The organism is Vibrio sp. McD22-P3, assembly GCF_021568915.1.
Classification (GTDB): domain Bacteria; phylum Pseudomonadota; class Gammaproteobacteria; order Enterobacterales; family Vibrionaceae; genus Vibrio; species Vibrio mediterranei.
On record NZ_JAKGTN010000004.1, the window covers coordinates 191,021 to 216,139 of the forward strand.

Genomic DNA, 25,119 nt, shown 5'->3' on the forward strand with positions numbered 1-25,119 from the left:
ACTAAGGTTGCTTGGCTTGGCTTCGGTTATCCCGAAACGACTGGTTTAGCAACCAAACCGAAGACCATAGAATGGCGACTGCGATAATTGAACGTAACCAATAGATCAACATACGTTTTATCAAGGTATGATAAGCCGAATAAACGGTTATTGAATATGGATAACGTGAAGAACTAACCTCAAACTCCATCTCATGGACATCTGGCTCAACCGGGTTTCTAGAGTAAGTGGAGTTAAGGTCGCCATCCAACTTAAAGGCGTAGTTAGCGTAAGGCAGTGTTGGTTCCAACCAATACCCCACTAGGCGTCGTGGATTCACGTAAGCGAAGAACCGTTTATCACCATCATCAATATCAACAACCAACGATGTTTCCGGAAAATAACTGGTTAACAACGACCAACCAATAAATACATCGGTATTTGACTCGCCACGCCAATACTTTTGATGCAACGAAGTCTTGCCAAACATGCTGCATACAAAAGCACCATCGTCAGACTCACGGATATACCCTACTGCTCGAATTCGTTCATTTTCGTAAGCTAGGTTGGCATAGTCGTGCATCAGTGAGTCTGGACATGATTCATCGTAGGGTACTTGTCTGATGACCGAGACGACTTCATCGATGCGTTTATCGACACTGAGTACCGAGGTCTGAGCGCTTGCTTTTATCTCATTTGAGATATGTAAATAAGCTAAACCACCACTTAGAAATAAGGCAAGAACCAACACGGAAACTGTCTTTGCCCATGGGAAGTTATAGGTGTTCATAGGCATCTTGATCACTACGTAGTCTTGAATAGATATCAACGGCAAAAACAGCACCAAAGACGATAAACCCGAGTACTGATAAACGTATAAAGAAAGTTTTAATTCTGTTAGTCAACAACCCCATCGTCTTAGTCACTTTGATTGTAAACGGGTAACGTTCAGAAGCTAGTGAGGTAGACAACTCTTTTCCGGAAAAAGCACTTTGGTTGCGGTCTAACAAGACATTGGATGACTCAGGGAAAGACATAGTAATGCGTGCGTCATTATTGTACGGTTCAATCCACCATCCTAGGATAACCCTGGGGTTAATGGTGCCAATCACAATTTGCTCACCACGATAAACGGCCAGAGCGAACGAAAGATCACGGCGAAACTCTGTCACATGAAGACGAGCAAAGATCACGTCCCCTTCTTGTCTTGCATCCCAAAATGCTTCATCAATAAGCCGTTCGTGGGCACCAAAATTACTGCAGTAATTAGGATCATCGTTTACTGTATTAGCAATCACAACTCCCCGTATCCCGGTACTATTAAATACGTGGTGAGCCAACGCAGTTTGAACGTCAGAAGTACAAGTTTCAGCAATGGGGATAGCACGTAACTCAGACTCTATCTTCGATAGATGTTCGTCGATTCGACCAACAACTTGTTCAGCATCACAACTCAGCTCCTCTCGAAAGGTCATCATTTGATAGACGCAACCGATGAGCAAGGTGTAAAGAAAAATCAAAGAAAGGTTTTGCCAAGTCCGTCTGGTTACCATAAGTATCAACAGGGAGTATATTAAGACAAGAAATCATAACACCCGCTAAATGTCAGTTTCTTTATCTCAACTCAATATTGTGTCTTCAGGTTTCTCAGCTACCGAGAATTTATGCGAATTTCTGCTATCTCATCACAACTAATATTCAAAGATTCGAGAAATTCTTGGTGCGCATCTGGCTGCATTCTTTCAAACTGTCGATGCCAATTCGCCATATCTTCTTCGTTAAAACCGGAGTGTTTCATAATCTCAACCCACTGTGCTTTATTCATGGAATTGGTCTCCAACAAATTAGGCTCTTCTAGCGCAGTGAGAATCGCTTTCTGTTGGCTTCGCAATGCCTCTATTTCTCTTTCTAGTGCATTGAACTGGTCTCTCAAGGTCTGCTCTTGTATTTGATCTCCTTGCCTATCGAGCAAAGAACTTATTTCTTGAATTGGTAACCCGAAAGAGCGATATGCGAGGATACTCTTAAGCCTTGAGACCTGTTTCTCTCCATACCAGCGGTACCCATTGCCTGAACGATAAGCAGGAAATAAAAGACCTGCGCGTTCGTAGTAGAGGATAGTAGTTCTAGATATGTTACATTCTCGCGCTAGCTGAGTAACGGTTAACATTTTTACTTATTCCTATTCGTGAACAATTTTGGAACACATATGCTCAGAAAGAGCAGAACCACACCGATCATTGCTAGTTGGTTTGGTGTTTCTGCAAATAGTAGATAACCAATACCCATAGCGTAAATAATTTTCACGTATTCGACATTGGAAACCACATTCGCCGCGCCATATTTATAAGCGCTCACGCCAAACCATTGAGCGATTGATGAAATAACACCGACACTAACCAAAAGCAGTAACTCATTCCAACTTGGCCATACCCAATCTAACGTGGACGGAACCAACGCCAAAAGAGCGAGTTTAGATTCAAGTTGCGCAATCCGTCGGACACATATCGCAGCAATCGCCGCTCCCATCGACGCCACTATACCTAAAACTATATAACCCAGCGACGTATCATCAAAACTAGGTTGTACGATCAACATGACTCCGGCAAATCCTAATATCAGCGTCAATATGCGGCTCATAGAAAGCGTTTCACGTAGAAATAGCCTCGCGAGTAAGGCAACAAACAATACTTGTGTGAAACCAAGTGCGGTCGCATTCGCTAGCGGGATTGCGCTCACCACGACAAAGCCAATAGAGAGAGCAGTAAATGCTCCTAGAATTCGAAACGTATGCAGTTTCAAATGGGTTGGTTGCCTTAAACTGGCAAAGTTAATAACAATAGCTGGCATGAGCAATACCAAAAACACTAACTGGCGAAACAATAGAATTTGAAACACACCTATCGAGTCACTGAGTAGACGAACGATAACGCCAACAGCGGTAAAAAGTGCCGTAGACACCAACGCTAATGTGATGCCCTTCGTCGTCGGAGACCATTGAGTTGTAACCTTGTGCCAGCATGATTGAGTGGGAAGATTTATAGACATGAGCGCCCTCTTACTAATAAGAGCACGAAGCCTAAACCCTATACCAGTAGACGGGTCAATCTAGTCGCTGAAAGAACTTAGCATTAGAACTATTGTACTTCTCTGCGGCGCTGCATTCTTTCAGCGCGCTCCGCTTCTTGCTCTACCAAGATTTTTTCATGTGCCTTGAAAAATGGTAGATAGATAAAATACGAGTTAAGCATAGCGAAGCCGACCATAAGAGCATTCACCACGCTACCATTTGCTGCCCACGCTGCTCCTATTGGCGCTGGTACTGACCAAGGAATCATCAACACCACTCGGTCCAATATCTCTGCTGAGGTGAGAAACCACGCCAAGGTGGCATTGATCATAGGCACCATTACAAACGGCACTAGGAACAAGGGATTCATAATGATTGGGAAGCCAAAAAGAATCGGTTCGTTGATATTAAATATCGCTGGAATAGCGCCCACCTTACCAACCGACTTCAATTGATTTGACCGACTCTTAATCGCCAAATAAACCAATGGCAACGTTGAACCAACGCCGCCCACCAACAAGAAAAAGTCCCAAAAAGCAGGCAAATAGATATGCGGTAGCACCGCCTCACCAGCTTCTAATGCCGTTTGGTTTTCGAGGAGGTTCGACATCCAAAATGGATTCATAATCCCGGTTATGATTAATGCTCCATGGATGCCCATAAACCACAGCAACTGACAAATTAAAATTGATACCAGTACAGCCACTAAACTGTCTGACGCAAGCACTAAGGGCCTAAAAAGCTCTTCAATCAACTGAGGGAAATGCACACCAAACTGAGCTTCCAACGCAACGTTAAAGGTTGAAATGGTGCTTAGCACCACGAATATTGGGATCATCAGTTTGAAGCTTTGAATCGTAAGGATGGGCACATCTTCAGGCATCTTGATATACCACCCTTTTCGAATAAACAACCTGACCACTTCAATAGAGTAAATACTCGCGATTAGCGCAGTAAATAACCCAGACCCGCCGAGATATCTGACGTCCTCCTGTCCATTCAGATAGAAACCAGCCAACATCAGAAAGGCCATACAACCCGTCAATCCCGAGAGTCGTTCAGGTAGTTGATAACTTTTTGCCAAACTTGCTGAGACACCAAACGACACAATGAGGCCTACAACTCCAAGAGTTAATTGATAGGTAGGCAATAGAATAGGTCTTAAGGTGTAAGACATGTTCAGCCAAGCGACTGACATCCATGACTCTGGGTTGGCAAACGGAGGGAAAATAATCGGGACAAACATGCATCCGACAAAAATAAACGGCATCGCCAACTGGAAACCATCACGCATTGCCATCAAATGCTGACTACGCATAAGCAATTTAGCAATGGGGTTCATGAACTGCTCTACCTGATTGGCAAACAGTCTCATTACAGAGTGGTTCATCTTAGTTACCGAGTGTCGAGATCCGGGCAAGAATAACCTAATACTCAATAGTGCGGAAACTTCGCATCCAAATCTGATGACTTCAGCACACTTTTCGACTCATGGTCGCCGTAAATACATTCAAAAACAGCTCTACCCTCCCCGCTATTTCAGATGTTCATAACGTTTTAAGGTCAGCATAGTTTTGTTTCACATGTTGTTTCCAGACCACCGACAGTTCGTTAACTGAGTCACGAAAAATCCACCTTACAGAGATTTTCTAGTGATCGTTTTCACACTTAACCGGAAATCACTTGGAAACCGGTTTCCAAATGATTTCCAGAACGGCATAGTAAAAAGGAATTCAAGATTCTGGAGAACGAAAAATGAAAAAAATTATGCTTTGCTGCTCTGCCGGTATGTCTACTTCTCTTCTAGTTAAAAAGATGGAAGCCTCAGCTCAAGAACGTGGTATCGCTGCTGAAATTAAGGCGTTCGGCGCAAGCGAATTTGATGTGCAAGTTGGCAACTACGAAGTAGTTCTACTTGGCCCTCAAGTTAAATACATGCAAGCAGATTTCCAAAAGAAAGCGGATGCGCACGGCATCAAAGTTGAGCCAATCAACATGATGGATTACGGCATGCAGAAGGGCGACAAAGTTCTTGATTTTGCTCTAGAACTAATCGGCTAGTTTTCTGGCTCGGTGTCCCCCCTGTAGTCACATTTCGACACCGAGCTTTCTTATTCTTTAATATCCAAACGAGATCTACGACATGGGCGCTATGTACGACAAAATGGTCAACGTTATCGAGCAAAAGGTGACTCCTATTGCTGGTAAAATTGGCCAACAAAAATACATCACTTCTATCCGCGACGGTTTTATCGCGGCACTACCTTTTATGATTGTTGGTTCATTCATGTTGGTGTTTATATTCCCTCCGTTTTCAGCGGAAACAACTTGGGGATTCGCACGAGCATGGCTAGATTTTTCTGATACTTACCGTGAACAACTCATGCTGCCATTCAACCTAAGTATGGGCATCATGACGATATTCATATCTGTGGGCATCGCATCAAGCTTGGCACGTCATCACGATCTAGATCCTGTTACAACGGGCCTACTTTCATTGATGAGCTTCCTTTTAGTGGCTGCGCCAGTGCAAGACGGCATGCTTTCTATGCAGTACTTCTCAGGCCAAGGTATCTTTACCGCGATTATCACAGCACTGTACTCAACGGAAGTATATGCTTACCTAAAACGCAACAACATCACTATTAAACTTCCACCAGAAGTACCTACAGGTGTTGCTCGTTCATTCGAAATCCTAATCCCAGTGTTAGCCATCATCATGACCCTGCACCCATTGAATCTTTTCATTGAAGCACAAACCGGCATGATCATTCCTGAAGCAATCATGGCATTAGTACAGCCTCTAGTATCAGCTTCAGATACGCTACCAGCCGTACTTCTTGCAGTACTAGTGTGTCAAATCCTTTGGTTTGCAGGCATCCACGGCGCGCTAATCGTTACTGGTATTATGAACCCATTCTGGATGGCTAACCTTTCAGTAAACCAAGCAGCAATGGCAGTTGGTGAAGCTATCCCACATATCTTTGTTCAAGGTTTCTGGGATCACTACCTACTAATTGGCGGTGTAGGCTCTACCCTTCCACTTGCTTTCCTACTACTACGTAGTAAAGCCGTTCACCTTCGTACTATCGGTAAAATGGGTGCAGTTCCAGGTATGTTCAACATTAACGAACCTATCCTATTCGGTGCACCGATCATCATGAATCCAGTGTTCTTCCTACCATTCATTTTGGTTCCTATGGTTAACGCAACATTAGGTTGGTTCGCTCTTGATTGGGGATTAGTTGAGCGCGTTGTTTCTCTAACACCTTGGACAACTCCAGGTCCTATCGGTGCTTCATGGGCAGCTAACTGGGCATTCAGTCCTGTCATCATGTGCTTCATCTGTATGGCTATGTCAGCAATGATGTACCTGCCATTCCTGAAAGCATACGAAAAGCAACTTCTTGAGCAAGAAGCTGCGGAAGAGAAGAAACAACAAGAAGCTGCAGGTCAACCTGTAACGGCTTAAACCCCAAATTACATAAATTAAATGTCGCCCCTCAGTCTTAGTTGGGGATAAGCATGGGGCGACACCTATCTTTGAGATAGAACCATTAAGAATTAAGAGGTACAAAATGGAACCAATGGATTTAGAAGAACAAGTAATGGGCATCATCATCAACGCTGGTCAATCGCGCAGCCTATGTTACGAAGCACTTCGTCATGCTAAAAACGGCGAGTTTGAAGAAGCAGAAGGCCTGATGAAAGAAGCACAAGAATTTGCAAACCAAGCACACCTTGTTCAAACACAGCTTATCGAAGCGGATGAAGGTACGGGAAAAATGAAGATGACTTTGGTGATGGTTCATGCACAAGACCACTTAATGACATCTATGCTAGCAAAAGAACTCGTCGCTGAAATGATCGAACTACACAAGCGCACCGCGAAATAAGCAAGTAAACTCATTTTACTTTTTTCATAGTTGTCGACCATGCAGGGAACGAGTCAGAGGGAAGGTGTTGTATAGGAGCATCTTTTAAAATTGGTCGAAGCAGCTCTCATGTGCTCCTACCCTTTTGGGAGCTGCTTTTTTCAACAACTTACTGCTTTTACTTGTTTTCCTCGGTTTTATAATACACTTCTACCTTCATCAAGCTTGAGCTACGTACCAGTAAAAGAGTACAATATTGGAAATTTTGGGAAACGGTTTCCCAACTTCAGAAACCCTGCAAATGAAATAAGGTTGTTTTCATGGCTACTATCACAGACGTATCTTTGCTAGCAAACGTGTCGAAAGCCACGGTTTCGCGCGTGATGAGTGGTAGTCGCGGTGTTAAGCCCGAGAGTCGTGAAGCCGTTCTGCGTGCCGCAGAAGAGCTGAACTACCGCCCAAATGCTGCAGCGCAAACACTGGCCAATCAGCGCTCTGATTACATCGGTGTTATTCTTTCTTCAACGGATGCTGGCCAAGTGTCTACCTACCTCCCGTTATTGGCGAAATCGCTGAAAGCCAAAGGTAAACACATGCTTGTACAGTTTGCCGAAACGCCTGCTGAACAAGTGCGTATCGTCGAAGATCTAAACCAAAGGCATTGTGATGCAATTATCTCTCTGGGGGGAACGGTCGAAGAGTTAAAGAACGACAACATTATTGCCATAGACAGTTTGGCTGATCCGTCTCACTCTATTGGCTATGATTATAAATTTGCTTCAGAAAGCGCTTGTCGTTTCCTATCTAGTAAAGGCCATTCAAGCATCGCCATTGTCGTAGACGATGAAAGTTACGCCTCAAATCAGGTCATAGAGGGTTATAAGACGTCATTGCAAAACTCTGCAATGCCAGTTAATCGTCAACTGATTGTGACCGCTAATGGCAACAGCGAGCAAGCTATCATGTCATTACTTAATAGCTATCATCCATTTACTGCATTGGTTGTAATGCGCGATAGCCAAGCTGCAGTAGCAATGAACCTATTTAGAGATTTTAACTTGGCAACGCCACAAGAGGTATCCATCGTCTCGTTAGAAGACTCTCAACTGGCGAGTCAACTAAATCCGCCTCTGACCTGCATTAGCTACCCATCACAGCAAATCGTTGATTTTGCCATGGAGCAATTGGACGCCATTTTAGATGATAAACCAATGACTCCAAAACCGCTTATCACTGGTCGCCTTGTCACGCGAGATTCCGTCACTAATCGCAGCTAGTACAAGTAATTTAGAAAAAGGAGTGTGTTACATACTCCTTTTTTAGTTCTACTTCACCACAATCTTCAATCAACTTTGCAATAACTTGTTTTTGTATTGTTCTGGTGTTTGACCTGAGTATTTCTTGAACATCGCAATAAAAGGGCTTGCTTGGTTGTAACCGAGTGTGAAAGCCACTTCCTTAACAGAGTGCCCTCCTCGTAGTAAATCCATTGAATACAAATAACGAACTCGCAAACGCCATTCTGTAAAACTCATTCCGAGTTCGCTTTGACAATAACGAGCGAGCGTTCTCTCAGTTGTATGTACCCTACTCGCCCATTCATTCAAGCTAATATCGTTAGTAGGCTCTTCCTCAATCGCCGCCAATATCGGTGCTAAATATTTGTTATTACTAGAGGGCAAAAAGTGATGTTGTTCTTGTTGGTCACTTAGCTGATCTAAAAGCACCTGTACTAATCGTTTGTCTTTTTCGGACTCGGCCACATTTATACTTCGATGGCGAAAATCCTCAATAATCGACGAAACAATCGGCGTCACTTTAATTAGGCTGGTCTTTTCCGGGAAGGTCGACGTCAGCTCATGAGCAATATTGAGAGAGCAGTACTCCAATGGTTTGCGGTTGTAACTGCAATGCATCACTCCGGCTGGTACCCAAATGGCAAGATGGGGCGGCGCGAGAAAGCGCGTATCTTGCGCTTCCATTTCCAATATGCCACCGCTAATCAACTGAATCTGCCCCCAAGGGTGGCAATGTACTCTCGTCTCAGTATTGGAAAGAAACGCGTCGAAGTTCATGAAAACGTCCGACGGCATTTTATCAATAGAAAGAGAGGGATGGAGGTTACGTGACTTTTTTTTCAACTTGTCTTCCTATCGCGCCTAATGTCTGAATGGAGATATTTATAATTATAACGACCTGTCACACTATACATCAATTCACAAAACGCGACGAGGCTCACAATGGCTTACTTACTACCTTTCCTAACCGTACTCATCTGGGGTGGGAATGCCATTGTTAATAAGATCGCCGCATCGACTATCGAACCAAGCGCAATGAGTTTTTATCGCTGGGCTCTCGCTATGTTAGTCATGACACCGTTTTGCTTACCAAAGTTAAAACGCTATTGGCCTGAAATTCGTCGCAACAGTGGCAAGCTTGCTTTTCTTGCGCTACTTGGAATGGTACTTAACCAATCGTTAGGCTACTACGCAGCATTGACAACCTCTGCTTCCAACATGGCGCTTATCACCTCTTTAGTGCCGCTTATCAGTGTGTTCATGTCAGTCCCTTTACTTGGTAAAAAAATCTCCATGCTCAGTATTGCTGGCGGCGTGATTTCTTTAGCAGGGCTTGCCTTCATGCTAGGTCAAGGCGACGTTGCTTTCTTCATGCATCAAACCGTAGCTCAGGGCGACTTGTTGATGGTTCTTGCCGCTTTTGTTTACGCTACATACTGCGTACTGTTGAAACGATGGAAAATGCAGTTGTCTAGCTGGATGTTAATTTATACACAAGGTGTGTTTGCCGTCATAATGCTATTTCCTCTCTTGCTTACTAGCGAGACAATTATGCCAACGTCAGCATCTCTGCCACTAATCGCCTACGCAGGTTTATTGGCCTCGCTGATTGCACCACTATGCTGGGTAAAAGCGATTGACTTAATTGGAGCAGACAACAGCGCAATGTTTATGAATTTGCTACCTGTCATTGCGGTTGCACTCGCTGCGGCCCTATTAGGCGAAACTATCACTCAATTCCACGTCATTGGTGGGTTAATGGTGATATCTGGGGTAATTCTATCTCAAGTGAAAGTGAGACGTCGTAAATTGGCAACTGATACCGTGGAGCAAAACCTGACCATAGATAAGCAATAAACTCCAGCGGGTGCACAATCTCTGTAGCCTACTGTTAACAATTTTGTCATACTCAGCGAAGCCCAAATAACGATAAGGACATGTTCAAATGAGTCGTGGCAAAAGAGATATCACCCTTCGTTTTCTTGCTGAACCTGGTGACGTAAACTTTGGCGGGAAAGTGCACGGTGGTGCGGTAATGAAATGGATCGACTTGGCCGCTTATGCCTGTTCGGCAGCTTGGAGTGGTAAATACTGTATTACCGCTTATGCTGGCGGAATTCGATTTGTTCAACCGATTCACGTCGGTAACCTTGTGGAAGTCAGCGCTAAAGTCATTTACACAGGACGCTCTTCAATGCACATCGCCATTGATGTGCAAGCAAGCGATCCCAAAGAACTTAAAAATCGTCTCACCACACACTGCATCGTCATCATGGTCGCCGTCGATGAAGATGGAAAACCAACTTCAGTTCCTGAATGGATTCCTGAAACCGACGAAGACATCAAACTACGTGAGTCAGCAATCAGACTGATGAATATGCGCAAAGAGATTGGCGAGGAGATGGAAGCGCACGTTAAGTACCTTAAATAGCGTTTATAAAAGCCGACAGCCCAACACATCGCCCCAACGAATGCAGATAATGTGTTAACCATTATCTGCTTTTGTCACACAACTCACATCTACGCCCCTATTTTAAACCTAAAAGGATGAGTTTTTTGTCTCAGCCTTACTCTACACTCTCATCATACAATAGATTTTTTCTATATCCAGACCTCTACCTTGACTGTGAGATGAGTATGAACCACAAAACTAAAATCCATCTTTATCAAATTTTCACAAGACTCTATGGCAATAAAAACTCAAACAACAAACCTTGGGGTACTATCGAAGAAAACGGCGTGGGTAAATTCAGCGATATCACCCCAACCGCGCTAAACTCAATTCGAGATCTCGGCATGACCCATGTTTGGTATACAGGCATACCTCATCATGCATTGGTCGCAGACTACACTGAGTTTGGCATCTCAAACGATCACCCTGCCATTGTAAAAGGTAGAGCTGGCTCTCCCTACGCAGTAAAGGACTATTACTCGGTTAATCCTGATCTAGCCGATGACCCAAGCAAGCGTAATCAAGAGTTTCAGTCTTTGATCCAAAGGACACATGAAGCAGGCTTGAAGGTTATTATCGATATTGTGCCCAATCACGTGGCGAGACACTACCAAGGTTTAAATAACCCAGTTGGAATCCGTGATTTTGGTGCTGATGATGACGTGAGCGTAGAATACGCGGTAAATAACAACTTCTACTATATTCCAGGTAAAGCCTTCCAACTTCCCGATATTCCACAGCACCTTCAACCACTTGGTGGTGAAGAGCATCGTTTGCTAAGAGAACCATATCAAGAGCTTCCTGCTAAGTGGACCGGAAATGGCTCTCGACTCGCCAAACCAAATGCAGACGATTGGTACGAAACCATAAAAGTAAACTATGGTGTTCGTCCTGATGGCAGCAAAGACTTTCCGGAACTACCACAAACTTATCGCCACAAGTCATGCCAAGCACATTTTGAGTTTTGGCAAGATAAGCGCGTACCAAACTCATGGATAAAGTTCCGTGACATCGCACTTTACTGGCTATCACAAGGTATCGATGGATTTAGATATGATATGGCCGAAATGGTGCCCGTAGAATTCTGGAGCTATATGAATTCATCAATCAAAAAGGTCAATCCAGATGCCTTTTTAGTTGCAGAAGTATATCAACCGCATTTATATCGAGATTATATTCAGCTGGGCAAGATGGACGCCCTCTACGACAAAGTGGACCTTTACGACGCTTTGAAAGATATCATTCAGGGGCGTGGCGATACTCAAAACATCACTCGAATTCAAGAAGAACTGAACGATATAGAAGCCCACATGCTTCACTTCTTAGACAATCACGACGAGCAGCGTATACCTTGTAGCGAGTTTGCTTCCAATGCCCAGGCTGCTCTGCCTGCCATGGTGCTCTCTGCGACGATTAGCAATGCTCCAACAATGATCTATTTTGGTCAAGAAGTTGGAGAAGCCGGTGCAGAGCAGGCCGGTTTTGGGCAGCCAACTCGAACTTCTATCTTTGACTATATTGGTGTTCCAAGCCACCAGCGATGGATGAATGGCGGCGAATTTGATGGAGGACAATCGTCTTCGGATGAATTGGCACTGCGTCACTTTTATCAAAAACTAATGAACATTGCGCTGACCTGCCCCGCCTTAACGGGGGCTATGCAACCATTAAAAATAGATGAGGATAAAACGCATGGCAGTCTAGCTAGCAAACTTTACGGTTATACTCGATACACTCAAAAAGAACATGCTCTTATCCTAATAAACTTCGATTCAACGCACAGCACTACACAGCCAATCATGCTACCTACTGAGGTCGTTACTACATTGACGCTGGCTGATGGACATTATGTCTATCAGGATTTATTAAACTCCAATGTTCAGTTTGAGGTTGAAGTTAAAAATGGTAAAGGACATATCTCACAACCACTAAAACCACTCACATCACATATTTTGCAGCTCGTAGGCATAAGGTAACTTTGCAACCCAAACACAAAAGTGCATAAGCTCCAACCTTCGCGTTGGAGCTTTTTTATTGGCAACCACTCAAATCACATTTAACAGCTATGAAATAGATTAAAACTATACCATCTATTAAAAAGCCTATTTTTGTGCTACCAAGATTAGGTTTATTCTAGTGCCATTACAAATAGTCAGGATCGTAACAATGAAAAATCTAAAAACATCCTTGTCCGCTATCGCACTAGCGACGTTAATGGCAACACCAGCATTCGCAGTAACTGAGGGTGAATTACTAATTTGGATCAACAGTGACAAAGGCTATGAAGGCTTAGCAGAAGTTGGTCGTCAGTTCGAAGAAGACACTGGCGTTAAAGTTAGCGTTCAATTTCCAGAGTCTTTAGAGTCTCGCTTTCAACAAGTTGCAGCAACTGGCGATGGTCCTGACATTATTTTCTGGGCTCACGACCGCTTTGGCGGCTATGCAGAAGCAGGCTTACTACGTGAAGTAAAACCAAGCAAAGAATTTCAAGAAAAACTGGTCGATTTCAGTTGGGATGCCGTTAATTACAACGGTAAGTTAATTGGCTACCCTCTTGCCATCGAAGCGATATCTCTTATTTATAACAAAGACTTGTTACCAGAACCGCCAAAAACATGGGAAGAGCTCCCTGCTATCCAAGCGAACATGAAGGCGCAAGGAAAACAAACCATCATGTGGGATGTAAAAAATGCGTATTTCACTTGGCCTATCGTCTCAGCAGGAAGCTACTCATTTAAGAAAACTGAAAATGGTCACGACGCAGCAGACGTTGGTATTAACAGCGAACAAGCTCGCAAAAACCTAGCCTTCCTGCTTGATATGAAAAAGAAAGGCATTGTCGACCCTGGTATGGACTATGCGAATGCCGAATCTGCATTCGCGAAAGGCGATGTGGCAATGACCATCAATGGACCGTGGTCATGGGGCAACTTAGATAAAGCAGGCTTAAATTACGGTGTGGCGACATTCCCTACCCTAGATGGTAATAAATCCAATCCATTTGTTGGCATTTTGAGTGCCGGTATCAGCTCAGCTAGTCCAAATGAGGATTTAGCGGTTGAGTTTATCGAAAATTACCTGTTTACCGACGAGGCTCTTAAAACGATAAACAACGACAAACCGCTTGGTGCTGTGACACTTAAGACATTCCAGAATTCTCTAGAATCCGATGCTCGCATTAAGTCCACAATGCTCAATGCCGAAAACGGTGAGATTATGCCAGCCATCCCACAAATGATGACATATTGGATTTCAGAGGGTGCTGCTATCGAGAATGCACTTAACGGACGCCAAACGGTTGAAGATGCGCTCACAACCGCAGAGAAGCAAATTTTAAGATAGTTATAGCTGTTTTGATCGTAGGTCAAGCCCGTCGTAAAAAAGCGGGCTTTTTTGATCGCTTTGCCTTTCCCACTGAGATATTTCAGTGCTCGCCAACTCAGTAGGTTGTACCATAATCGCTTTTATATCTGACTGTTACCGTTTATAGAACTACGCGAGTTTACCGCATCTATGCTAAGGTAGAGGTTAACCAGTTATTATCGAAGAAATTTCATGCCTTCCCATTTACCAAAATCATTCAGTAAACCTTTCTTAAAGGTCTTCCATATTCTTGAAGCTGTCTTGTTGGTTGCAATCACGCTCGCTACGCTGTTTGCGATGATTGAAGAGTTCATGCACGTCTTCACCGAACGTCGCGTTCTGCTGACTGATATTCTGCTGATGTTCATCTATTTGGAAGTATTAGCGATGGTCCAACAATTTGTGATGAACGGTAAAATCCCAGTACGTTACCCCATCTACATTGCTATGATGGCCATCGCTCGTTATATCACGCTGGGAATGAAAGAGTTGGACGCTGTCCCTATCGTTTGGCTGTCTCTTGCTGCGTTTGTTTTGGCAGCGGCGACAATACTTATCAGGGTCGGTCATCATTATTGGCCTTACGTGGACGACAAAACCAATCAACCAGATGAGTAACTCCGCTCTGCCAGTAGATTACTGTTAGCAAATATTTCAACTGATTTTCGACTGATTCGGGCTTTTTCATCGCAATTTGGGAAAAAGCCTCTTAAATTCAAACTAATATCGATGTAACAGAGCTCTGTACGTTTTTGTAATTGTTAACGCAGGATCACACTCTCCAGGTCATTCATAAAAGTGCCATTGAATTCATCTATATAGCTGTCTATATCATTAGAGGTCGAGGAAAGATCTTTCCAGATCACTCGACGTAAAAATGGAAGCCGTTTGTCTTTTTTGGGCAACGGTATAGGCTTCACAACCTCACGTCAGGTGAATATAGGAGATAGAAAATGGATCGTACTTGCCCTATGTGTAACACCCCAATGGTAGAGAGAAACACAGAACATGTGTGTCCTAGGAATGATATCGGCGATTGCGCCTATGACCCATACTCTTACGAATTAGACGTGGATAGAGAGCGCGACAGCGAAAACAATCAGCCTTACTAAATGGATTAGCCAATTGAAAACCAAAAAAGGCGAGAACTTGAGTTCTCGCCTTTTTGGTTCCATTTTAAACCCCGGCTCTATAGACGCAGTACTGCTGCATCATAAGGTTCTAAATTAAGGCAACTAAAATCTGAGAAATCAATGCTTGCGTTTGACAATAACTCTGTACATTGAGCTGGAGCCTCAATGCCTAAATCGACATCAACACTCTCATCACTAAAGTTTGCAACCACAAGTAAGGTTTGTTCTCCATGTTGACGTAGGTAAGCGAATACCTTGTCATGTTCTTCGAGTAAAGGAATAAAGTCGCCGTAAATCACCGCCTCAAACTCACGACGAAGACCAATAAGTGCTTTGTAATACTCATAGATTGATTCGTTCGAGGCTCTATCAAGCTTAGCATTCACGGCTGTGTAGTTCGGATTGACCTCGATCCAAGGTTCGGCAGTAGAGAATCCTGCATTGGCTTCATTTGACCATTGCATTGGTGTACGAGCATTGTCACGACTGTTTTCAGCCAACGCCGCCATCATCTCTTCATGACTCACACCTGCTTCGGTTCTTACCTTGTAAAAGTTGAGCGTTTCAATATCTTTATATTGCTCAAGATTGTCGAACTTCACATTCGTCATACCAATCTCTTCGCCTTGATAGATGTAAGGCGTGCCTTTTAAACAATGTAATACTGTCGCTAACATTTTGGCCGATTTCACTCGATACTGGCCGTCGTTTCCATACTTAGACACCGCTCGTGGTAAATCATGATTATTCCAAAACAGCGAATTCCAGCCGGTCTCTTTAAGCTCCAATTGCCACTTAGTCAGAACCTGTTTGAATGCCTTTAGATCTAACGGCGCAGGCTTCCACTTGTCACCATTCGTCCAGGTCAAGGTAATATGTTCAAACTGGAACACCATCGATAGCTCTTCGCGGTCTTCCGCGCTGTAAAGCTTGGCGATTTCAGGCGTTGCGTCCCAAGTTTCTCCTACTGTTAGCAGATCTTTGTCGCCAAATGTGGCATTGTTCATCTGCTTAAGTAGAGGGTGTAGGCGTGGTCCATTACCCGTAATACCGTTATCAATTTCTTTACCAATCAAATCAATGACATCTAATCGGAAACCACCAATCCCCCTATCGATCCACCAGTTCATCATTTTATGAACTTCATCATGTACTTTAGGGTTTTCCCAGTTTAAATCCGGCTGTTTTTTTGAAAACAAATGTAAGTAATACTGCTGTGTGGGCTCATGCCACTCCCAAGCACTCCCACCAAAGATTGAGCCCATATCACTCGGTGCACTGCCATCCGGCTTTGCATCTCGCCAAACATAATAGTCTCGATAAGGCGAGGTTTTCGACTCGCAAGCGCGTTTAAACCATTCGTGCTCGTCAGAGGTATGATTGACGACCAAATCCATGACGATTTTGATGCCCCTTTCTTTGGCTTCCGCTAGTAAGGCATCCATATCTTCCATTGTGCCGAACTCGGGTGCGATTGCTTGATAGTCTGAAATATCATAACCATTATCGTCCATTGGAGATTGATAGACAGGCGATAACCAAATCACATCCACACCTAGTTCAGTTAAATAGTCTAGTTTGGAACGAATACCGTTTAGATCTCCAATTCCGTCACCGTTGGAGTCACAGAAGCTGCGCGGGTAAATCTGATAGACAACGGAGTTATGCCACCATCTTTTTTCCATGTTCAATTCCTTTAATAGGCGTAATTTATTCCATCACTCTACGCATTGCTCAGTAGGAAAGAAAATAGAATATACGTATAATCATATAGAATTTTTATATAACACCTTGGTGCGCAACATGGCTATCAACAAATCGCTAAAGTACTTCTTAGCAGTCGCAAAGCATGGCAACATCAAACGAGCCTCTGATGAACTGTTTATCAGCCAACCGTCTTTGACATCCGCGATAAAAAAATTGGAATCCGAAATGGGCGCACCTCTATTTAATCGATTATCGAAAGGTGTTGAACTCACACCATATGGCCAGAAATTTCGGGCATTTGCGCAGGAACAGCAGGAACAATACTTCTCTCTCAAACATCAGTTTAATGACATGCAACAACGCCAGTTCGGCAAGATTAAAATCGGTACTGGAGAAGTATGGTGGGAACGATTTGTACGTCAATCGGTAAAGGATTATCAGTCATTAAACCCAGCAAATTCGTTTCATCTCGAGTTTGGTAATAACCTCTCCCTACTGAGCCACCTCACAAGAGGTGATATAGATTTATTTATAGGTCATGAGGTATTGGAACTCTCTGACGACTGCCGTGTAGCCTTCCAACCTCTTTTCCAAGATTACGAAGCAACCTACGTATCACAACAACACCCGTTAGCGAAATCGAATGCAGAGCCAAACGAGATAGATCAGTTTCCATTGCTTCGAGTGACACCGAACCACCCCCGACACCAATCCGTGCTGTCTAATGGCCTACCTCATGATGGCTCTCTAGAAGAACGTGTTGTCTACGATGTAGACTCTGTATTAGCCAGTATAGACATGCTTCATATGACTCAAGCAGTTATGCCATACAGTCACAGAGCGGAACAGTGGTTAGCGAGCTTAGGTTTGAAAGTCTGCCATATTGATAGGCAAAAAGTAGGTAATATCGGGATTTATACCAAGCTTGGTGAACATAAAAATAGCGTGAACGAGCTAATTTACCTTTTGAAACAGAATGTTGAATCAATAGTCTAGTTTGTCAATTCACTGTCAAGTCACGCAACTGTCATTTTTCTTTCATTAAAGTTTGATGTAATCGCCAAACTTTAATGCCAAAAGAGATAGGAGCTCGGCTTGACCCTCAACGACATCACGTTAAGTGAAACAACACTTACTAACTTAAAATCTGTCGAGTACCAATGGATCAGAACGATGTATGTAGAAGGTTATCAAAGAGACGAGATCAATCACTATATCAAAGCGTGCTTTGGTGGCGACGATGTCTTTGCTGATTTGTTACAGCGAGTCGCACTGGAGCAAGAAAGTCTTTACGTTCTGCTCCAGTACGTGGGATGTGCACCCTCTAGTCGTGAACTAAGTTAGCCTCACTTGCTGATGTTGGCGAGCGCTTAAGGATGACGTCTACCTCGGTCATGGTGTAAGGCTTATCTACTTTAGCCCTCAAATCATCGACAAATCGTTCATAGCTCTTGAATGTCATCGATTCACGTTTAGGATCTACATACACAGACACCCAAGTTTTTCGACCAAGCTTAGCAATAAAGATATCGACAATCTCAATTTCATACTCCTGAGCTAAACCTTTCAGACCGCGATAAATCGGCTTAGTGTGCTCTATCGGAGGCATGGCTAAGGTGAGTTCACGCATACCATTTTTGATAAGTTTGATTGGGTCACTAATGAAGGCCAAACTAAATAGCACAACAAGAATTTGGTCGATATAGCGTGCTACCCATCCGAACGATGTTCCTTGAATCAACATCACCAAGATCAGTGCTACCCCAATAGCTCCCGAAATGATTCCATTGATAAACCAAGCGTTCTTTTCTGCCTTAAGAATGTCGGAGTTTGACTGTTTGTGTCCTAGGTGACAAATCCAATAGAGAAAAGCACACAACGCCACGGCAGGAAAGACGTAAATTGCCATTAAACTCAGTGCCGGCTCACGGCCTCCTGCAAGAATAACCGGAATATTACTACCGACTGCGAACGCAATAAGTATTAATATAGTAATGCCTTTGATGACAACAATAAGTGGCTCAAAGGCAAAGAAACCCATCGGGTAGTTTCGTGATGTACCAGATTCAGTTAACTTTGCAATGCGCAGAGAGGCGAAAGACACTACCGCTGATAATAGGTTAAACGAGGCGTCAAGCAAGATGGCACTTGAGCCAGAAATCATTGCCATTAAACCGCCCCACAGCGCTAACAGGCCTGCCCCAACGGCTGAATAAATTAAGGCTTTCGATTCCGTGATTCTTGTCATCTGATTCTCCCTTTTTCAGACAAACTGGCTACCTATTTCAGGTCTGTTAAAACTTATAACACACCGAGCACAGACTGCCTACGACAGCACAAGCCAACTGCTGCTTTTAACAGCATTAATTGTCAATAATAACAATAGGTAATGAACGGACGTACGGCTATTCTTATTAGGTCACAATTTAATGGACGAAAAGAATTGATGGCTAGAAAAGAAAACGCCCGAGACTAAGCTCAGGCATCGGTTACAAGAAACTGTTATTCGTGATAGTAAGGAATCCTGGTAACAGCCAGCTATACGTAACACCAGTGATCTTATCCAACTTGTCGGCGGCCAAACCAATTGAGTGTCAAACAAGACAAAAAAACGGGTGACCTTGCGATCACCCTTATCGTTATTATCCTTTAACACCACCAGCTGTGAGGCCACCCACTAACCAGCGCTGCGCAAGTAAGAATACGATTGTGATAGGTAATGCTGACAATACCGCCGCTGCCGCGAAGTCGCCCCATAAATAGTTCTGAGGGTACAGATATTGCTGCATACCAACCGCTAATGTGTATGAGTTTACATCAGAAAGCAGTAATGATGCTACTGGTACTTCACCCACAACCCCAATAAACGACAGGATAAAGACTACCGCTAGAATTGGCACAGACAGTGGCAATAGTACTAAGCGGAACGCCTGCCAAGGAGTCGCACCATCTAGTGCTGCAGCTTCCTCTAGCGAGTTATCAATCGTTTCAAAGTAGCCTTTAATCGTCCATACGTGCAGTGCAATACCGCCTAAGTAGGAGAAGATAAGACCACCATGCGTGTTCAATCCTAAGAAAGGAATGTACTGACCAAGCTTGTCGAATAGTGCATATAACGCAACCAACGCCAGTACTGCCGGGAACATTTGGAAGATCATCATCGCTTTAAGAATGGTGCTCTTTCCAGGGAAACGCATGCGTGCAAAAGCGTAAGCTGACGTTGTTGACAGAGCCACAATCAAAATCGATGAGATGCCTGCTACTTTCACCGAGTTCCACAGCCAAGTTAGTACTGGGAATGGCGGCGGTGTCACCGAACCATCTGCATTGGTCACAGAGAACCCTAGCGCCAGTTTCCAGTGCTCTAGCGATGGGTTATCCGGAATCAGACTACCTGTCGCAAAGTTACCTTCGCGGAAAGAGATTGCGATTACCATCAACAGTGGGAAGATGATAAGTGATAGGAACACCCAAAGTGCAATATGGGTTGCCCACACTCGGTATTTTAATGATTTACCTTGTACCATTGGCATCGTGATATTCCTTAATCTTGCTCAAGTTTAGTGAAACGTAAGTTGAGTAGAGCTAACGCGCCAACCAACAGGAAGATAAGCGTTGCAATCGCACTTGCTAGACCGAAGTCTTGACCACCCGAACCTTCAAACGCGATACGGTAGGTATAGCTTACTAGTAGGTCGGTATAACCCGCTGGCTCAGAGGTACCAATCATGTTTGGACCACCTTGAGTCAATAGCTGAATCATTACGAAGTTGTTGAAGTTGAAAGCAAAACTTGCAATCAAAAGCGGCGTTAGTGGTTTGATCATCAATGGCAACGTAACGCGTGTAAAGTTATGGATGAAGTTTGCTCCATCAATCGCCGATGCTTCATACAAATCGTCTGGAATCGCTTTTAGTAGACCCATACATAGGATCATCATGTAAGGGAAACCAAGCCAAGTGTTAACAATTAACACCATGGTTTTCGCTAAAATTGGGTCAGAGAACCAGCTTGGACTGATACCAAATAGGCTCTGTAACACCATATTAATTTCACCAAAGCTTTGGTTGAATAGACCTTTAAAGATAAGGATTGAGATAAACGCTGGGACCGCATATGGAAGAATAAGCAGTACGCGATACACCGCACGTCCTTTCAGTTCCTCCCATTGAACCACACTAGCCAACACCATACCGATGACCAGAGTAAAGATCACTGTCAGTACTGAGAACACAACCGTCCAAATAAAGATGCTAATAAACGGCTCTTTAATACCATCGTCTTTCCAAACACGCTCAAAGTTGTGCGTACCAATATCAACGATGAAACCCGGAGAAACCGTATTGCCAGTAAACTCTCCATTCGTATCAATAGGCTGATAGAAACCAACTTCCATATTCGGACGGAATGTCTCACCCGTCTTGTTGTTCAGAAGATCGTCAGTACCCTCAATTTTGCTAAACAATGGTTGTACCGACGCGAACTTACGTAGGCCACTCATTCTAATATCAGCGCCATCTGGCATGTGAAGATCGATAGTATTTAGCGCTGAACGGTTTTGAATGATCGCCTTAATTTTCTCTTTTTCACCCGACTGAGACTGAGCTTCAGAAAGGTCATACTCTGCTTTAGGGCTTGAGATATCAAACTCAGGCGTGACGAGCAGCTGGTCACCGTCTTTAACGTAAATACGATGGCCATTATCCGTTTTATACAAATCAAAAGAGAAGCTTTCACCGCTTTGGAATGTGCGCTGCATTAAGACGCTTTGTGCCCTATCCAAAGAGAGTTGGTTTTTCGCACTGTAGTTAGTGAAAGCGAGTCCGACGGTATACGCTAATGGGAAAAGAATAAAGAGAATCATGCCCGCAATACCTGGATAGATATAGCGGTGAGCGTAAGTTTTCTTACTGCCGAAAATATAGAGTGCCAGAGCGGTTAAGATCACAGTAAGCATTGCAAAGGCAAGCTCACCGCGTGAATACATAAGAATGGTCGCGTAACCGTTCACTAGACCAACTGAGCCAAGAAGTCCCCACTTAATGAATACTTTCTTGCTGCTCGGAACTGTAGCGGTTGTTGCTGACATGGCATCTGTACCTTGAACTGACTGCATAAAAGGACCTGCTAGCGATAATACAAAAAATAGAAAAGAAGGAGGGGTTGCCCCCTCCTTAAAAGGGTAGATCTAATATCAATAGTTACTTAGTCATTTGCTTTTCTGCATCTGCTACAGCAGCATCAACAGTCTGACGTCCATCAACCACGTTCACGATAGCGTTTTTAGCCGATGCCCAGAACGCGCTCATTTGTGGAACGTTTGGCATGATTTCACCGTTCATCGCATTATCCATTGTCGCCGCGATACGCTCATCAGCACCTAGCTCTTCTTGGAATGACGTTAGCGCAACTGCGCCTAGTGGCTTGTCGTTGTTAACTAAACGTAGACCGTCATTAGTCAGTAAGTAGTTCTCTAAGAACTCAACCGCTAAGTCACGGTTAGGTGATGCAGTACTGATACCCGCAGTTAGTACGCCAACGAAAGGCTTAGATGCTTGACCGTTGAACTTAGGAAGAGTAGCAACACCGTAGTTGATGCCAGACTTCTCGATATTCGCCCAAGACCATGGACCGTTGATCGTCATCGCAGTCTTACCTTGGTTAAACGCAGACTCAGACACTGAGTAATCCATATCTGCCGAGATAACACCTTTGTCGACAAGGCCCTTCACGAATGAAAGTGCGTCTTTCACGCCATTTTTAGCAATACCTGCGTCTTTAACGTCATAAGTACCACCGTTGTATTTGAATGCATAACCGCCATCAGCCGCCATTAGTGGCCATGTGAAGTACGGTTCTTTTAGGTTCCACATGATTGCGGACTTGCCGTCTTTTGCAAGTTTCGCATTCAATGCTTCCACTTCTTCCCAAGTCTTCGGTGGGTTAGGAACCAAGTCTTTGTTGTAAATTAGGGATAGGGATTCAACCGCTACTGGGTAACCGATAATCTTGCCATCGTACTTAACTGCATCCCATGCAAAATCAATGATGCCTTCTTTAACTTCTTTAGAAGGTTTGATTTCAGCTAGCAAACCTGCTTGAGCATACTCACCGAAACGGTCATGAGCCCAAAACACGATATCAGGACCGTCACCAGTCGCTGCAACTTGAGGGAAGCGGCTCTCTAGACCATCAGGGTGAGCAACTGTCACTTTAATACCTGTGTCTTCTTCGAACTTCTTACCTACTTCTGCAAGACCGTTATAACCTTTATCACCATTGATCCAAATAGTGAGTTGTCCTTCTTCGATAGCAGCATTTGCACCAAAAGAACCAAGAGCAACTAGTGTACCTAGAGCTACAGTGCTTAGGGCTTTTTTCATGTTCATATCCTTTTTATAGTTTTGATCGCAGGGTCATCCAGAGGATTTTCCTAAATTTCGATGAGTATCATCTAAAAAATACAGCAAGGTCTCATCCTCCTACTCTCTACGCCCTTTGGAGTAGCAATGATTTCCGTGATCTCTGTCGGCAAGAACTATAGATCAACATCACAAAACAATCTTCTGTTGTGACATGTTTCACCATTATGAGGAGTAATTATTTGAACTGGATCTCATATGGCTTTTCTACTCCCCTAACCCCTCCTCCTTTCCTACTCCCCCCACAATTATTTTTATCAGGAGGATGTACGACTTACACGAATCAAGGAAACTGCAGTCATCCAAGAGTGGATGGTAAGAACCCTTTACCAGTAAGAGCCATGTGCTCCTTGAGTTTCATACGAAACACATGCTGGGTTTGCATCGCCGGACTCGCCAAGTAGTCATAAATTGAAGTACTAGTGGTAATTTATTTTACGGGGGAGAACTTCAATTTATGTCGGGGGATACTTGCGAAGTCTTGGCTTTGAGGGTGGCGCCATATCGTACAGCGCCGCCCTTTTTTCTTTCCATCAGGGGCTAGATAGACAATCAAAGGACAAGGCCTTTTAACAAAATCGAGCAATACCCTAATCACTTACCAATTTCCTACTATTATTACCTGTCGACTTATCTCTATAATGACCGACAGAAAGATATAAAAATGAATCGAGGACGAGCTACATGGCGAGTGTCACGTTAAAAAATGTTAGTAAAGCGTACGGCGACGTACTGATCTCCAAGAATGTCGACCTAGAAATCAACGAAGGCGAGTTTGTTGTCTTTGTCGGTCCATCAGGTTGTGGTAAATCAACTCTACTACGTTGTATCGCAGGTTTAGAAGACATCACGTCCGGTGATTTGTATATTGGTGATGAGCGCATGAATGATGTAGAACCATCAAAGCGCGGCGTAGGTATGGTATTCCAGTCTTATGCACTCTACCCTCACCTTAATCTATACGACAATATGTCGTTTGGCCTTAAACTCGCTAAAGCAGATAAAGCAGAAATCGACCGCCGTGTTGAACACGCTGCTGAAATTCTTCAATTAGGTCATCTATTAGAGCGTCAGCCTAAAGCACTTTCTGGTGGTCAACGCCAGCGTGTAGCGATTGGTCGTACTTTGGTATCTCAACCTAATGTATTTTTGTTAGATGAACCCCTGTCTAACCTTGATGCAGCGCTGCGTGTCAACATGCGTTCGCAAATCACTAAGCTGCAACGTCAACTTGGCTGCACCATGATCTATGTAACGCATGATCAGGTAGAAGCGATGACTATGGCTGACAAAATTGTTGTCCTAGATGCTGGCTATGTGGCACAGGTCGGTAAACCACTTGAGCTTTATCATTATCCTGACAACCGTTTTGTAGCTGGTTTTATTGGTTCTCCAAAGATGAATTTCATGAGTGTATTCATCGACGAAGTCGAAGCAGAGCGCGTAAAAGTTCAGCTTTCTGACGGCGACTCATTCTGGATTCCAGTGGACGGGACAACCGTAAACAAAGGTGACCGTATGTCTCTGGGTGTGCGTCCAGAACACCTTGTCTCTGAAGAGGAAGGCGATGCTAAAGTTGAAGGCGAAGTTATGATCGTAGAGAAACTTGGCAACGAGACTCAAGTCTATCTAAATCTAGAAAGTGCTGATGCTGACGTTATCTACCGTCAACCAGACACTCTTGAGGTAGAAGTTGGTGACCGTATTAAGATTGGTATCCCTGCACATCGTTGCCACTTGTTCCATAGTGATGGTAAGGCGTGTCGTCGTTTGTATAAAGAGGCAGGTGTATAATCTTTTCTAGTTAATCGCTTCACGCA

The 25,119-nt window shown here is 43.8% G+C and carries 24 protein-coding genes; 13 read left to right on the top strand and 11 right to left on the bottom strand.

All coding sequences use genetic code 11. From position 1 onward, the window contains the following. Position 1: 1 nt before the first annotated feature. The 5 genes from L2W36_RS06510 to L2W36_RS06530 form a co-directional block, all read right to left on the bottom strand. On the bottom strand, positions 2-814 hold the full coding sequence (locus tag L2W36_RS06510; protein ID WP_236109618.1) for a CSS-motif domain-containing protein: 813 nt from the start codon (positions 812-814) through the stop codon (positions 2-4). Continuing rightward, positions 756-1,532, bottom strand: a complete 777-nt coding sequence (locus tag L2W36_RS06515) for a CSS-motif domain-containing protein (protein WP_088878210.1) — start codon at positions 1,530-1,532, stop codon at positions 756-758. Before L2W36_RS06515 ends, L2W36_RS06510 begins: the two co-directional genes overlap by 59 nt. 98 nt (positions 1,533-1,630) lie before the next feature. Then, entirely contained in the window at positions 1,631-2,149 is a 519-nt protein-coding gene (locus L2W36_RS06520) for a MerR family transcriptional regulator (protein WP_062455508.1), read from the bottom strand. Between the two features lie 2 nt (positions 2,150-2,151). Beyond that, complete coding sequence (locus L2W36_RS06525) at positions 2,152-3,027, bottom strand: DMT family transporter (RefSeq protein WP_236109619.1); 876 nt, start codon at positions 3,025-3,027, stop codon at positions 2,152-2,154. A gap of 89 nt (positions 3,028-3,116) precedes the next feature. Next, positions 3,117-4,439: a PTS sugar transporter subunit IIC gene (locus L2W36_RS06530; protein WP_038221529.1), complete on the bottom strand. Its 1,323-nt coding sequence runs from the start codon at positions 4,437-4,439 to the stop codon at positions 3,117-3,119. 365 nt (positions 4,440-4,804) lie between these two features. On the opposite strand from L2W36_RS06530, the gene L2W36_RS06535 reads away from it, so the two are divergent. From L2W36_RS06535 to L2W36_RS06550, 4 genes are all read left to right on the top strand, one after another. After that, entirely contained in the window at positions 4,805-5,110 is a 306-nt protein-coding gene (locus L2W36_RS06535) for a PTS sugar transporter subunit IIB (protein WP_006069017.1), read from the top strand. An 82-nt stretch (positions 5,111-5,192) separates the two neighbouring features. Then, the gene (locus L2W36_RS06540) at positions 5,193-6,521 is read left to right on the top strand and encodes a PTS sugar transporter subunit IIC (RefSeq protein ID WP_236109620.1); all 1,329 of its coding nucleotides are present in this window, start codon (positions 5,193-5,195) and stop codon (positions 6,519-6,521) included. 106 nt (positions 6,522-6,627) lie between these two features. Beyond that, entirely contained in the window at positions 6,628-6,945 is a 318-nt protein-coding gene (gene chbA, locus L2W36_RS06545) for a PTS N,N'-diacetylchitobiose transporter subunit IIA (RefSeq protein WP_006069019.1), read from the top strand. A 299-nt stretch (positions 6,946-7,244) separates the two neighbouring features. Beyond that, positions 7,245-8,201: a LacI family DNA-binding transcriptional regulator gene (locus L2W36_RS06550; RefSeq protein ID WP_006069020.1), complete on the top strand. Its 957-nt coding sequence runs from the start codon at positions 7,245-7,247 to the stop codon at positions 8,199-8,201. 69 nt (positions 8,202-8,270) lie between these two features. Here L2W36_RS06550 and L2W36_RS06555 read toward each other — a convergent pair whose 3' ends face one another. After that, positions 8,271-9,065 (bottom strand): AraC family transcriptional regulator, encoded by a 795-nt coding sequence (locus tag L2W36_RS06555; RefSeq protein WP_006069021.1) that lies wholly within the window; start codon positions 9,063-9,065, stop codon positions 8,271-8,273. Positions 9,066-9,164: 99 nt separating this feature from the next. Between L2W36_RS06555 and L2W36_RS06560 the strand changes: the two genes are divergently transcribed. The 6 genes from L2W36_RS06560 (at position 9,165) to L2W36_RS06585 (ending at position 15,149) form a co-directional block, all read left to right on the top strand. Beyond that, a complete protein-coding gene (locus tag L2W36_RS06560) occupies positions 9,165-10,079 on the top strand; it encodes a DMT family transporter (RefSeq protein ID WP_124941886.1) in 915 nt (304 codons plus the stop codon). Between the two features lie 88 nt (positions 10,080-10,167). Further along, positions 10,168-10,653, top strand: a complete 486-nt coding sequence (locus L2W36_RS06565; RefSeq protein WP_006069023.1) for an acyl-CoA thioesterase — start codon at positions 10,168-10,170, stop codon at positions 10,651-10,653. 206 nt (positions 10,654-10,859) lie between these two features. Next, positions 10,860-12,650, top strand: a complete 1,791-nt coding sequence (locus tag L2W36_RS06570; protein WP_236109621.1) for an alpha-amylase family protein — start codon at positions 10,860-10,862, stop codon at positions 12,648-12,650. A 190-nt stretch (positions 12,651-12,840) separates the two neighbouring features. Further along, positions 12,841-14,016, top strand: coding sequence for a maltose/maltodextrin ABC transporter substrate-binding protein MalE (gene malE, locus L2W36_RS06575; protein WP_088878205.1), 1,176 nt, complete (start codon positions 12,841-12,843; stop codon positions 14,014-14,016). 213 nt (positions 14,017-14,229) lie between these two features. Next, the gene (locus L2W36_RS06580; RefSeq protein ID WP_006069026.1) at positions 14,230-14,655 is read left to right on the top strand and encodes a phosphate-starvation-inducible protein PsiE; all 426 of its coding nucleotides are present in this window, start codon (positions 14,230-14,232) and stop codon (positions 14,653-14,655) included. A gap of 335 nt (positions 14,656-14,990) precedes the next feature. Further along, the gene (locus tag L2W36_RS06585) at positions 14,991-15,149 is read left to right on the top strand and encodes a hypothetical protein (RefSeq protein WP_156020507.1); all 159 of its coding nucleotides are present in this window, start codon (positions 14,991-14,993) and stop codon (positions 15,147-15,149) included. A gap of 77 nt (positions 15,150-15,226) precedes the next feature. Here L2W36_RS06585 and L2W36_RS06590 read toward each other — a convergent pair whose 3' ends face one another. Next, positions 15,227-16,855 carry a glycoside hydrolase family 13 protein gene (locus L2W36_RS06590; protein ID WP_236109622.1) on the bottom strand — a complete coding sequence of 543 codons (1,629 nt, stop codon included), beginning with the start codon at positions 16,853-16,855 and terminating at the stop codon, positions 15,227-15,229. A gap of 124 nt (positions 16,856-16,979) precedes the next feature. Here L2W36_RS06590 and L2W36_RS06595 point away from each other — a divergent pair, with 124 nt between their 5' ends. Both L2W36_RS06595 and L2W36_RS06600 read left to right on the top strand, forming a co-directional pair. Further along, a complete protein-coding gene (locus tag L2W36_RS06595) occupies positions 16,980-17,873 on the top strand; it encodes a LysR family transcriptional regulator (RefSeq protein WP_236109661.1) in 894 nt (297 codons plus the stop codon). A gap of 99 nt (positions 17,874-17,972) precedes the next feature. Continuing rightward, positions 17,973-18,221 (top strand): hypothetical protein, encoded by a 249-nt coding sequence (locus L2W36_RS06600; RefSeq protein ID WP_006069029.1) that lies wholly within the window; start codon positions 17,973-17,975, stop codon positions 18,219-18,221. On the opposite strand, the gene L2W36_RS06605 is transcribed toward L2W36_RS06600, so the two are convergent. From L2W36_RS06605 to malE (L2W36_RS06620), 4 genes are all read right to left on the bottom strand, one after another. Beyond that, positions 18,202-19,125, bottom strand: coding sequence for a cation transporter (locus tag L2W36_RS06605; RefSeq protein WP_096442783.1), 924 nt, complete (start codon positions 19,123-19,125; stop codon positions 18,202-18,204). The genes L2W36_RS06600 and L2W36_RS06605 overlap by 20 nt on opposite strands. 394 nt (positions 19,126-19,519) lie before the next feature. After that, positions 19,520-20,410 carry a maltose ABC transporter permease MalG gene (malG, locus tag L2W36_RS06610; protein WP_006069031.1) on the bottom strand — a complete coding sequence of 297 codons (891 nt, stop codon included), beginning with the start codon at positions 20,408-20,410 and terminating at the stop codon, positions 19,520-19,522. Positions 20,411-20,421: 11 nt separating this feature from the next. Continuing rightward, complete coding sequence (gene malF, locus L2W36_RS06615) at positions 20,422-21,993, bottom strand: maltose ABC transporter permease MalF (RefSeq protein WP_124941881.1); 1,572 nt, start codon at positions 21,991-21,993, stop codon at positions 20,422-20,424. Positions 21,994-22,078: 85 nt separating this feature from the next. Further along, a complete protein-coding gene (malE, locus tag L2W36_RS06620; protein ID WP_236109623.1) occupies positions 22,079-23,260 on the bottom strand; it encodes a maltose/maltodextrin ABC transporter substrate-binding protein MalE in 1,182 nt (393 codons plus the stop codon). Positions 23,261-23,983: 723 nt separating this feature from the next. On the opposite strand from malE (L2W36_RS06620), the gene malK reads away from it, so the two are divergent. Then, on the top strand, positions 23,984-25,093 hold the full coding sequence (malK, locus tag L2W36_RS06625; RefSeq protein ID WP_031493156.1) for a maltose/maltodextrin ABC transporter ATP-binding protein MalK: 1,110 nt from the start codon (positions 23,984-23,986) through the stop codon (positions 25,091-25,093). Positions 25,094-25,119 lie beyond the last annotated feature (26 nt).